Here is a 9427-nt window from a genome sequence, read left to right as displayed (position 1 = left end):
TGTCGGACTGAGCCCTCGTCACGGTCGGTTTCGTTGGCTGAGCCCTCGTCACCGTCGGATCTGTTGGCTGAGCCCTCGTCACGGTCGGTCCACAGGGCCGTGGCGTCTTCGAGCGTCGTCCACAGAATGCGGTTCTGCTCGGCCTCCCCACGCTCCGGCACGACACCGTTTCCCCATGCAGCGGGCGCCCGGCCCGCCACATGGGAGGCACGATGAACGACATCTACATCACGCTCACCGGCAACGTCGCAGCCCCGCCCCGCCAGCACACCTTCACCGACGGGTCGCGGGTCACCTCGCTGAGGGTGGCCACCAGGCATCGCTTCTTCGACAAGAAGACCCAGGAGTGGTCCGACGGCGAGACCGTCTTCTTCGCGGTCCGCTGCTGGCGCACGCTGGGCGACAACGTGGCCCAGTCCTTCCAGGTCGGCCACCCCGTGGTCGTCTGCGGGAAGCTGCGCATCAGGGAGTTCGGCCCCGACGGCGACCGCCGCTTCATGCCCGAGGTGGAGGCCAGCTCGATCGGCCACGACCTGCGCTGGGGGGTGGGCGCCTTCTCCAAGCCCGAACGGTCGGGCGGCATCGGCACGCTGAGCAGGGAGACCCGCGAGAGCCTCGACGAGTCGACCCAGGACTGGGCGATGTCGGGCTCGGGCAACGTCCACCCGTTCACCGGCAGGCCCGCGCCGTCCGACGCGGCACTCGTGGAGGAGGCCGCCTCGCCGGAATGGGCGTCAGCCGCCCGCTCCGCCGGGTCGCCGTCCGCAGGCCAGGGCGTCACGCCGGCCGTCGTCCCGGCACTCGCCGGCCGCTCCGTCGCGTACTCGTCCGGAGACCCGGCTGCTGCGCTCGTGGAGGGTTCCCCTGGCGACCGGGTGGACGGTTCCCCGGAAGGTGCCATGGGCGGTTTCCCGGAAGCTCGCGCGGACGCGGCCACGGGAGTCGCCGTGGGAGGCGCCTCTGAGGCGGCCGGTTCCTCGGATGCCGATGCGGCCAGGTCCTGGGGCACCGACGTGGCCGGACCTGCGGGTGAGGGCGGCCAGGACGACGGCTCAGAGGCCAGCGACGCTGGTCGAGACGGCGCTGGTAGGGGCCGCGCTGATCGAGATGGCGCTGGTCGGGATGGCGCTGGTCGGGATGGCGCTGGTCGGGATGGCGCTGGTCGGGACGGCGCTGATCGGGACGGCGCTGGTCGGGACGGCGCTGGTCGGGACGGCGCTGATCGAGACGGCGCTGATCGAGACGGCGCTGATCGAGACGGCGCTGATCGAGACGGCGCTGATCGAGACGGCGCTGATCGAGACGGCGCTGGTCGAGACGGCGGGCAGTCCGGTGGTGCCGGCCGGGTGCGTGTTCTGACCGGCGAAGACGCGTCTCGTACGGTCGGCCGCTCTCGTCGTGCGAAGGCCGCCTGACGGGATGAGCCGGTGTCAGGTCCGCGCTGATCGGACGCTTCCGGCGCGGGCCTGGCGCTGCGGCGCGTCACTACGAGCCTCTCGGCTGCGACACGTCACGGCGAGGGTGTTCAGGGGGGTTGTTCAGGGGGGAGGGTGTGCGGCACCACGGAAATCTGGTGGAGGGGGCATCGGCCGCATGCGGTGATATCGCGGGCACCGAGCCCGGCTGCCGGGAGGGGCCGGCCGATGGCTTTCCGTGTCAGATGGCTAGAGCACCTGTCAGGTCCAGGTGACGCCCCGCACCATGGCTGCTCCTTTCCCGCACGGCTCGCTCGCGGAGTGAGCGGTATTCCCATTTCCAGGCCACCAGACGTGGGTGGCCATGGTGCCAAAGGTAGCGGTTCCCGTCGCGCAACGCACACTCTGCAACTATTGTGTTACACATCGTTAGTCAGGGAGGAGACGAGATGGCGGCGACCAGTCACACCTCGATCAGACCTCGTGACAGTGTGTCCACACTTGCCAGCCGGTGGCCGTTGCTCGCGCAACGCCGGCCCCTCGTCGCCTACCTCATCGGGATCGTCGCGCTCGATCTCGTGGCGATCGGGTTCTTCGCGACGTCGGCCCCCTATCGCTGGCCCGATGCGCTGATGTTCGCCGCCCTGATGGCGTGTGGCGCGGCCTGCATCGAGGCGACGCGACGCCTCGGCATGCCCGCGGGCGTCTCACGCGATCTGTTGTCGGCCTGGTGGCTGCCGGTCGCGCTGCTGCTTCCGCCGATCTACGCCCTGCTGGCGCCGATTCTGTTGCAGGCACTGCTCCAGGTGCGGGTCAGGGCCACGGTGGTCTATCGGAGGGTCTTCAGCTCAGCGGCGATCGGGCTCGCGGGGGCGACCGCCTCGGTGGTCTTCCACACCCTGGTGCCCGACGTCTCCGTCCTGTCGAGAGGCGAGGGAACCCCGATCATGCTGGCGGTGGGGTGTGCGGCGCTGTTCGCCGTGCTCAACACCGCGCTGATCGCGGTCGCCGCGCACACCGCCGACCCCGACACCCACTGGCGCGACGTCCTGTGGGACAGGGAGAGCGCGATCCTCGACATCGTCGAGCTGTGCCTCGGCGTGGTCGTGGCCATCGTGTGCGGGCTCAACCTGGCGCTGCTCGTGCTCGCCCTGCCTCCGGTCGTGCTGCTGCAACGCAGCCTGCTCCACGCCCAGTTGCAGGCGGCGGCCCGCACCGATCCCAAGACCGGCCTGCTGAACGCCGCCGCCTGGCAGCGCGAGGCCGACACCGAGATCGTCAGAGCCAGGCGCACCGGCGAGACGCTGGCGCTGCTGATCATCGACATCGACCACTTCAAACGGGTCAACGACGCCCACGGCCATCTGGTCGGCGACCAGGTGCTGGTCGGGGTGGCCGCGACGCTGCGCAGCCAGTTGCGCGACTACGACGTGGTCGGCAGGTTCGGCGGCGAGGAGTTCGTCGTCCTCCTGCCCCGCGCCGACGTCTCCGAGGCACGCAGGGTCGCCGAACGCCTGCGCAGCCGCGTCGGCCGCATGGCGGTGCCCGTCGACGACGCCCTGATCACCGTGACCATCTCGGCGGGTGTGGCGATCATGAGCATCCACGGCGACGACCTTATCGAACTGCTGGCCGCGGCCGACCTCGCGCTCTACAGGGCGAAAGAGCTCGGGCGTGATCGCATCTGTATTCCGGCGGTGCAGGCCGTGCCGTCCTCCCCGGAGACAGTCGACGACGCCACCGCCTGAGCACGGTCACCGCTTCCCGGTCCAGTCTCACGTCAGCAGCCCCTAAGCTAGAGACCATGCCGGAGTACATCTACACGCTGCAGCGCGTGCGCAAGGCGCACGGCGACAAGGTTGTCCTTGATGACGTCACCCTGTCGTTCCTGCCCGGAGCCAAGATCGGTGTCCTGGGCCCGAACGGCACCGGTAAGTCGACGCTGCTCCGGATGATGGCCGGCCTGGAGCAGCCGTCAAACGGCGAGGCCAAGCTCATGCCGGGGTTCACCGTCGGCATGCTCCAGCAGGAGCCCCCGCTCAACGAGTCCAAGACGGTCCTCGGCAACGTGCAGGAAGGCGTCGCCGAGACGATGGCGATGCTCAACCGCTACAACGAGATCGCCGAGCAGATGGCCACCGACTACAGCGACGAACTGCTGGAGGAGATGGGCAAGCTTCAGGACCAGCTCGAGCACCGCAACGCGTGGGACCTCGACTCCCAGCTCGAGCAGGCGATGGACGCTCTGCGCTGCCCGCCGCCCGAGGCCGACGTCACCACGCTGTCCGGTGGTGAGCGCCGTCGCGTGGCGCTGTGCAAGCTGCTGCTCGAGGCGCCCGACCTGCTGCTGCTCGACGAGCCGACCAACCACCTCGACGCGGAGAGCGTCCAGTGGCTCGAGTCGCACCTGGAGAAGTACGCGGGCACCGTCCTGGCCGTCACCCACGACCGCTACTTCCTCGACAACGTCGCCGGCTGGATCCTCGAGCTCGACCGCGGCCGCTGCTACGCCTACGAGGGCAACTACTCCACCTACCTGGAAGCCAAGGCGCAGCGTCTCAAGGTCGAGGGCCAGAAGGACGTCAAGCGCAAGAAGCGCCTCGAGGACGAACTCGAGTGGGTCCGCTCGAACCCCAAGGCCCGCCAGACCAAGAGCAAGGCCCGTCTCCAGCGCTACGAGGAGATGGCGGCCGAGGCCGACAAGCACCGCAAGCTCGACTTCGAGGAGATCCAGATCCCGCCGGGCCCGCGTCTGGGCACCACGGTGATCAGGGCCAAGCAGCTCACCAAGGGCTTCGGCGACCGTCTCCTCATGGAGAACCTGACCTTCGACCTGCCCCGCAACGGCATCGTCGGCGTCATCGGCCCCAACGGCGTCGGCAAGACCACCCTGTTCCGGATGATCACCGGCAGCGAGTCGGCCGACACCGGGTCGATCATCGTCGGCGACACCGTCAAGATCTCCTACGCCGACCAGAGCCGCGGCGGCATCGAGCCGAACAAGAACGTCTGGGAGGTCGTCTCCGACGGGCTCGACCACATCAAGGTCGGCAACGTCGAGATGCCGTCCCGCGCCTACATCGCCGCGTTCGGTTTCAAGGGCCCCGACCAGCAGAAGAAGGCCGGTGTCCTGTCGGGCGGCGAGCGCAACAGGCTCAACCTGGCGCTCACTCTCAAGCAGGGCGGCAACGTCCTCCTGCTCGACGAGCCCACCAACGACCTCGACACCGAGACCCTGTCCAGCCTGGAGAACGCGCTGCTCGACTTCCCGGGCTGCGCCGTGATCACCTCTCACGACCGGTGGTTCCTCGACCGCATCGCCACGCACATCCTGGCGTGGGAAGAGGGCTCCAACTGGTTCTGGTTCGAGGGCAACTTCGCCGACTACGAGAAGAACAAGGTCGAGCGACTCGGCGCCGACGCGGCGCGCCCGCACCGCGTCACCTATCGCCAGCTCCGCCGCGACTGACAACCGCCGCCCCGGGGAGCCACCCTCCCCGGGCCGACACCCCTTTACCGCCGGGCACGGCGCCAGGCGTTGGCGTCGAGGCTTCGCATCACCTGAGCGCGCAACGTGACGAGTTCGTTCAGCCACGGAACGGCCTTCGACATCGTGGTCGCGACCGTCGTGGACGGTAACCGTGCGGCCCCGCAGCGGTAGAGAAACGTGCATTCGATCATGACGTCCGGGGCTCTCGACTGCATCAGCCACTGGCCTCGGGGCGCGGTGTGATGGCGATCCCCGACGCGTCCTCCATGCCGCCATTCCAGCCGGCCTTCCCCCCAAACGGCAACACGGGCCCCTCAGGCGCGGGGCCGTGGGCGCGGCGGGTCATCAGCAGTTGTGGCCCAGCGTGACGTCGGTGAGAGCGGTGGACGTCGAGCACCTTCTGGTAACCACCCCCACCTTCCCGACCTGCCGCTCCTACGCTCAAGATCCATGACGGATCTCGGATACCTGGAAGCCTGGCAGATGTGGTTCGCCGGCGATCCCGCCTTGAAGGACGCCACTATGCACGGCCTGGGGATGCTGTGGTGGGGGCGCTTCGGGAAGATCGCGGCCTTCTTCGGCGGGATGACAGTCGTTCTCGACATCATCGGCCCCGCACGCATCCGCGGGTATGGTGCGCGTCTTCGAGCCATCGCGCACGCCCCAGGAGAGCACGTCCGGCGAGCGTTCAGCGCGGCCGGGCTCATCGCCGGGTTGTTCGCGGCCATTCCTCTCCTGGAACTGACTAACGGCTTCATCTCCTGGTTTGCGATGACTCTGCTCCTTTCGGTAGCGGTGGTGGTGGTGGCGGCACTGTTTGAGGGGCGACTGTCCGATGCCGTCCCCAACGGGGTGGCATGGCTCCTTGAACACCCTCGAACGCTGACGTGGTGGCGGGTCATCAGCTTGGTCGCCCTGCTGGTCGGCTTCCACTTCGACCTGCTCGCCTCGTAGCCGCTGCGCTCTTGATCTTGTGTGCGGGGAACGCAGGCGCCCACCCACGTGGCTGCGCGTGGTGCGGGTCTGCTCGCCTGCCTCCCCGTACGGCCGGCCCCCCCCAAGCCCCACCCGCCGCCTCCAGCCACCCTCTGTCCAGGGAGACGCTCCTCGGGCGCGCGGGCCGGCCGCCGTTACGCGGCGGAAAGTGTTCCACCGCGACCAAGACCCCAGGACAGATCGTCCCTAGCATGGTGGGCATGGCACGCAAGTCCTCCGGTGCGTGGGAGTGGAGCCGCACGGCTCAGACGCGCAAGAGCATGCTGCAGGCGGCTCGTGAGGTGTTCGGCGAGCACGGCTTCGCCGAGGCGAACGTCTCCGACGTCGTCACTCGCGCGGGGTCGAGCGTCGGCAGCCTCTACCACCACTTCGGCGGCAAGGCCGAGCTGTTCATGGCGCTGTGGGAGGACCACCAGCTCGCCCAGGAGCAGGCGTCGGCCTCGAGCGTCGCCAAGGCCAGGCAGGACGGCGTGGACGACCCGGTCGAACTGCTCATCACCGGATCGCGCGCCTACCTCACGGGGGCGTGGGAGCGGCGCGACCTGGTCAGGCTGTTCATGGACGGCGACGGGCCACCGGGGTTCGAGCTGCTGCGCCGTACGAGGGGGAGGCAGTGGCTCCGGCAGAACGCGGCGCTGCTGGGGGCGGGGGCCGAGCCGATCGACAGGTTGACGGTCGCGGTGCTGACCACGGTGATCGGCGAGGCGGCACGAGAGGTGGCCACCAGCGACACCGAGGAGGCCGCCTGCGAGGTGATCGAGGCGGCCGTGGTCCTGATCAGACGCCTGGACCCGGTCTCCCGCCACCCCGACCCAGCCGTTTGACCCCTGGGACCGGGTAGTCCCCCAGGCCCGGGGGGCGCGAGCATCTGGGAGGACCTTGCGGGTTGAGGGGTCCGGCGGGTCGAGGCCCGCGAGTCCAGGAAGCCCCTCGAGTCCGGGGGTTACCTCGTGGGTTGAGGGGGTCGTTCGTGTCCGGGGGGTTACCTCGTGGGTTGAGGGGGTCGTTCGTGTCCGGGGGGTTACCCCGTGGGTCCAGGGGATCCCTCGACTCCGGGAGATACCCCGTGGGTCCAGGGAGTCCCTCGTCGGGAGGTACCCCGTGGGTCTGGGTGGCGCCGCGGGTCTTGGGGGCTGATCTCTTCTCGAACCCGTCACATCGCGTCGTTCCTTTCAACAGCCTGCGCGGGTTGACGGGGTGCTGGTGTCGGGTGGTGGAGCGGGGATGGATACGGTGTGGGCGTGGTTGAACGATCCCTCGCACACGCCAGCAAGCACGTCTTCCCCCGCACGGTCCGGTTCGCCGACATCGACTCCCAGGGGCACGTGAACAACGTCCGCTTCCTCGACTATCTCGAGGACGCGCGGTTCGGGATGCTGCACGTCGACCTCCACAAGGAGGGCGAGGAGACGTTCAAGGGCCTGGTGGTGGCCAGGCACGAGATCGACTACCTGCGTCCGCTCTCCTTCCGCGCCGACCCCGTGCTGGTCGAGACGTGGGTGACTGAGATCAGGCCGGTACGGTTCACGCTCGACTACGAGATCCGTGATGACGAGGAGGTGTTCGTCAGGGCGCGGTCGGTGATCGTCGCCTACGACGTGGAGAACGCCGCCCCCCGCCGCCTGTCACAGAACGAACTGACCTACCTCCGCCGCTTCGCCTGACCGCCCAGCCCTGGAGCGGGAACACGCAGAGGCCGCCGGAGGCACCAGACCCGGAAGCCGGGGTGCCGGGGGAACCTACTGCACTTCGAGCGGGGCTCGCCGCTGAGGCTGTCCGGGTCTCCACGGAGAGTTCGCTCTTGAGGGCGCGGGCGGAGGGGTGTGCCGATGCCCTCTTGGATGCGGGCGCGAGCCCGATGGAGTTCCGCGTCGAGTCGGTCCAGCCCGGTCCGCTCCGCGTGCACGGCGTCGGAGCCGTGCGCGCGCAGGGACCGCAGGACGCGCCCAAGAGCGACAGGGCGGCCGCAGGCGGCATGATCAGGAGCCTCATGACGCCGAGCGGGTCATCGCCTTCTACGCCTGCAACCAGGCGGCGGTGTCGGGTGGCAGGGAATCGTCGGTGATCGGTCCGCTCGACATGATCAGATGGTCGTACGGCGGCAGCGGCACGGGATCGGGGCCGCAGTTGATGACGCAGGTCAGCGAGCCACGGGTGAAGAAAAGCGCACCCTCGGGAGAATCCATCCACTCCAAGTGGTAAGGGATCGATCGCACCAGGTCACGGCGGCAGGCGAGCGCTCTGCGGTAGAACTCGAGGGTCGAGTCGCTGTCGCCGCTCTGCGCCTCGGCGGTCAGCGCGGCGAACGTCCCCGGCTGGGGCAGCCACGGGTCCACGCCCTCGGGCGAGAAGCCGAACGGCGCCGCGTCGCCGGACCAGGGCAGCGGCACGCGGCAGCCGTCACGCCCGGGAAGAGTCCCCTTCGACTGGAAGAAGATGGGGTCCTGCCGGGCCTCGGGTGGAATGTCCTTCACCTCGGGGAGGCCCAGTTCCTCCCCCTGGTAGAGATAGGCCGACCCGGGCAGCGCCAGCATGACCAGGAGGGCGGCCTTGGCGCGGGCGAGACCGGTGCCGGGGTCGGCGGTGTCGTAGCGGGTGCGGTGCCGTACGACGTCGTGGTTGGACAGCACCCAGGTCGCGAACGGGACGGTGCTCAGCGTGTCGTCGATGACCTTCTTGAACGCCGTCGGCGACCACGGCGCCTGCAGCCAGGCGAAGTTGAAGCTCTGGTGCAGCTCGTCGGGCCTGACGTACAGCGCCAGGTCGGCCGCGCTGTCGGTCCAGACCTCGCCGACGGCCATGCGCTCACCGGGATACGACTCCAGCAGCTTGCGCCACTGCCTGTAGACCTCGTGCACCTCGGGCTGGCCCCAGATCGGCGAGACCGACATGAAGGACTGGTCGCCGACGTCCGGCAGGCCCTCCGCCTTGTACAGGCCCATCGCCACGTCGATGCGGAAGCCGTCGACCCCGCGATCGAGCCAGAACCGCAGCACGTCGAGGAACTCCTCGTGCACCTCGGGGTTGCGCCAGTTGAAGTCGGGCTGTTCGGGCGCGAACAGGTGGAGGTACCACTGCCCGTCGTCGACCTGGGTCCAGGCGGGCCCGCTGAAGGTGGACTGCCAGTTGTTGGGCTCGTCGCGGAAGACGTAGCGGTCGCGGCCCCGGCCGGCCAGCGCCTCCTGGAACCAGGGATGCCGGGAGGAGCTGTGGTTGGGCACGATGTCGACCAGCACCTTCATGCCGTGCGTGTGCGCGTCGGCCACCAGCGCCTCGAAGTCGGCGAGCGTGCCGAACAGCGGATCGACGCCGCGGTAGTCGGCCACGTCGTAGCCGCCGTCGGCCATGGGGGACGGGTAGAAGGGGGTCAGCCAGATCGCGTCCACACCCAGCTGGGCCAGGTACGGCAGGCGCTCCCTGACCCCCACCAGGTCGCCGACGCCGTCTCCCGAAGCGTCGGCGAAGCTGCGGACGTAGATCTCGTAAACGACGGCGTCACGCCACCAGGGGATATCCATGGTGCGAA

At 69.1% G+C, this 9427-nt stretch carries 7 protein-coding genes and 1 pseudogene; 7 read left to right on the top strand and 1 reads right to left on the bottom strand.

Annotated elements, in window-relative coordinates; translation table 11 throughout:
• Positions 1-200 precede the first annotated feature (200 nt).
• The 7 genes and pseudogenes from FHR33_RS53265 to FHR33_RS15400 all read left to right on the top strand — a co-directional run.
• Positions 201-464: pseudogene (locus FHR33_RS53265) on the top strand (single-stranded DNA-binding protein); the annotation flags it as partial.
• Positions 465-1029: 565 nt separating this feature from the next.
• A complete protein-coding gene (locus tag FHR33_RS50245; RefSeq protein ID WP_246451880.1) occupies positions 1030-1359 on the top strand; it encodes a hypothetical protein in 330 nt (109 codons plus the stop codon).
• 505 nt (positions 1360-1864) lie between these two features.
• Positions 1865-3163: a GGDEF domain-containing protein gene (locus FHR33_RS15420; protein ID WP_183647673.1), complete on the top strand. Its 1299-nt coding sequence runs from the start codon at positions 1865-1867 to the stop codon at positions 3161-3163.
• Positions 3164-3219: 56 nt separating this feature from the next.
• Entirely contained in the window at positions 3220-4884 is a 1665-nt protein-coding gene (ettA, locus tag FHR33_RS15415) for an energy-dependent translational throttle protein EttA (RefSeq protein WP_183647671.1), read from the top strand.
• Positions 4885-5355: 471 nt separating this feature from the next.
• Positions 5356-5859 carry a hypothetical protein gene (locus FHR33_RS15410; protein WP_183647668.1) on the top strand — a complete coding sequence of 168 codons (504 nt, stop codon included), beginning with the start codon at positions 5356-5358 and terminating at the stop codon, positions 5857-5859.
• A 242-nt stretch (positions 5860-6101) separates the two neighbouring features.
• Positions 6102-6725 (top strand): TetR/AcrR family transcriptional regulator, encoded by a 624-nt coding sequence (locus FHR33_RS15405; RefSeq protein ID WP_183647664.1) that lies wholly within the window; start codon positions 6102-6104, stop codon positions 6723-6725.
• A 417-nt stretch (positions 6726-7142) separates the two neighbouring features.
• On the top strand, positions 7143-7565 hold the full coding sequence (locus FHR33_RS15400; protein WP_183647662.1) for an acyl-CoA thioesterase: 423 nt from the start codon (positions 7143-7145) through the stop codon (positions 7563-7565).
• A gap of 351 nt (positions 7566-7916) precedes the next feature.
• Here the strand turns inward: FHR33_RS15400 and FHR33_RS15395 are convergent, their stop codons facing one another.
• Complete coding sequence (locus tag FHR33_RS15395; RefSeq protein ID WP_183647659.1) at positions 7917-9419, bottom strand: glycoside hydrolase family 13 protein; 1503 nt, start codon at positions 9417-9419, stop codon at positions 7917-7919.
• Between the last annotated feature and the right edge of the window lie 8 nt (positions 9420-9427).

The sequence above is a fragment of the Nonomuraea dietziae genome, from assembly GCF_014195505.1.
Classification (GTDB): Bacteria; Actinomycetota; Actinomycetes; order Streptosporangiales; family Streptosporangiaceae; genus Nonomuraea; species Nonomuraea roseola.
The sequence above is the reverse complement of the archived record's forward strand: the minus strand, read 5'-3'. Positions and strand labels throughout refer to the sequence as shown.